Below are 2,187 nucleotides of genomic sequence, written 5' to 3'. Positions count from 1 at the left end.
CAGAAACTCGCCTAGAGTTTCCCCCTTCGCCCATGCCATTTTGACAACTGGGTAGGAGTTCCCTTGAACACGAATACCCTGCGGCTGGTACTCAAAGTCAACAAAATAAGAAGAAGAAAGATTTTTTAAGCGAGTAGAAATTGCATGATACCGCTTTTCTAAATCTTTCGATTGTTTATGGAAGCACCGAACGGCGTACTTTTTATTCCTTGCAGTGAAAGTGTAAGTCAAAGCAAAGCCGCCACAAAGAGCTAGGGGAAGCCCTAAACCAGTTGTGGCTACTTGTCCTTGCTTCAGCTCAGGGTCATTGAGTACTAGGCCGGGGTGCTGAAGTGCCTCGTTGTATTGCTCAAGAGTTGGGTATGTCATCAGCTTTGCCTCGATCAAGCAACACCGAGATCAAAGTAACATCATCTATATGCATACGTTTTTCACGCCGTTCATTCAATACCAATGATTCAAGTTCTGACAGTTCAGAAATTGATAAAAGTGTCTCCCATTTTGAATCTCCTTGAGTTTCCATTCTCAAAGCCCATTCAGCGAGGGCATCCGTCATACAGAGTAATGCAGGCTGATCAAAATCAGCTAGATTCCAACTCTTACGGTGATTCAACTGGTAATCTGGTTCTAATATGAACTGGTTGTACGCAATATTTGAGCAAAGTAGCTCAGGGCGTTGTTGAAATTGTTTCGACTCTATGTATGGGTAGGCATCCATCAAATGACCATTGGATAACAGGACTACCTGGCTATCACCCACACACAGAGCATTTATGGATTCTGAGTCTTTGTCGAACTCTAGCCCCAGTAATGTGGCAAAGCTACCTCGCTGATACGCAGCAGCTTTCGACCAACTCAAAGAGGCAGGGGCAAACAGAGACTCATATTGTTTACAAAGGTCAGTTACCCATGCTTCATTAACGTCTGAGGACTCCAGAAAAGCTTGTACAACAAGTTTTGCCCAGCTCTGAGAGTCAAAGGATTCGGACGCGCCATCACTGACAGCAATCTTTGCTGAATCCTCCGCGACTAATAGCGCATCCTCATTAGAGTCTGGAAAGTCTGTATCCTTAGGTACCTGACCAGAAAAAAGTACTCTCATATTTTGATTAGCCCAGTTATCTTAGCTGTGCAGCACGAGTACCAATATCGAAAAAGTCGACTATCTGAATGGCATCAGCATTGAACATGAACCCTCGTGACTCCATGCTGACCTTGAAACCTTTTTCTTGAGCGAACCGTACTAGATGTTCAGGTAATGGGCTGGACATTCTGAATAGCATCTTTGAATATGCATCTGGCAAGGATGTCTCAGAAGCAGGGAACTCAATGGGATCAGTACCAAAAGAGCTTACATGGAGGTTAAACAATAAAACTTCTCCATCATTGGTTCTGATTTGACGCAATTGTGAGGCTAGCTCCTCTGGGTTGCCATCAGTTGACTCACCATCGGTAATGTGAAGAACTGTTGGTGGGTAGCAGTCAGGGTGAGCATCACACCAAGCAGCCATCTGTTCTGCTGCGGCCATGATAGCTTTACACATTGGTGTACCACCGCTAGCAGCAGACTCAAACCAAATCGGAAACTTTATAGACTGCTCTATAATGCCACCAGCACCATCGTCCATTTTTTTCTTACGATCTTCGATCTTGAGAGGGGATGCCTCTATGTTTGAGATTGAATTGAGAATTGAGCCACTTAGGCTACCTTGGAAACCGTTTCGTGTATCACTGCCACCATACCCAATGACACCAATATCAAAATAGTTGCGAGTTCCTTCCGACTTTGTACAGCGAGTAATCAGGGTAGCCAGTGTACGGTTAAGAACATCCGCAACCTGCTGGGCTTTTGATCGACCGGAAGACAGCTTATCTTCCATTGAAGCTGACTGATCTACTACAAAGAGAAAAGCAGTGGGATTGCTTCGACTGATTTCAGCAGAATAAGACATAAAATCACTCCATAACGCACCACCAGAGAAAGAATCTCTGTAAGTGTTTGAAAATATAGGGAGGAGCTTCTCAACCTAACAGAGATCCTGCTCCCAGCAAGTGTACAACAGTTCTGTTTCAAACTCAGATGATTCTCTCCAAAATTCGCAACTTTCCCTTTTCAGAGCTTTCATAGATGAAGTTTTCCGGCCGTCATTTCCCTAACCCGCATATTGCATGACCCGGCTAATAAGA

2 protein-coding genes and 1 pseudogene are annotated in these 2,187 nt (G+C 44.4%); all 3 read right to left on the bottom strand.

Going from position 1 to position 2,187, the window contains the following annotated elements:
* Window positions 1–369: pseudogene (locus E1189_RS01955) on the bottom strand (hypothetical protein); the annotation flags it as partial.
* Window positions 350–1,102: a protein phosphatase 2C domain-containing protein gene (locus E1189_RS01950; protein WP_155158397.1), complete on the bottom strand. Its 753-nt coding sequence runs from the start codon at window positions 1,100–1,102 to the stop codon at window positions 350–352. The pseudogene E1189_RS01955 and the gene E1189_RS01950, both read right to left, overlap by 20 nt.
* Before the next feature lie 16 nt (window positions 1,103–1,118).
* Window positions 1,119–1,952 (bottom strand): vWA domain-containing protein, encoded by an 834-nt coding sequence (locus tag E1189_RS01945; protein WP_155158396.1) that lies wholly within the window; start codon window positions 1,950–1,952, stop codon window positions 1,119–1,121.
* Window positions 1,953–2,187 lie beyond the last annotated feature (235 nt).

Source organism: Parendozoicomonas verongulae, assembly GCF_009711465.1.
GTDB lineage: Bacteria > Pseudomonadota > Gammaproteobacteria > Pseudomonadales > Endozoicomonadaceae > Sansalvadorimonas > Sansalvadorimonas verongulae.
This window is presented reverse-complemented; position numbering and strand designations above follow the sequence as displayed.

Bases quoted from the DNA above. Each gene is read 5' to 3' on its own strand.
- E1189_RS01950 (WP_155158397.1), bottom strand. From the start codon at position 1,102: ATGAGAGTACTTTTTTCTGGTCAGGTACCTAAGGATACAGACTTTCCA.
- E1189_RS01945 (WP_155158396.1), bottom strand. From the start codon at position 1,952: ATGTCTTATTCTGCTGAAATCAGTCGAAGCAATCCCACTGCTTTTCTC.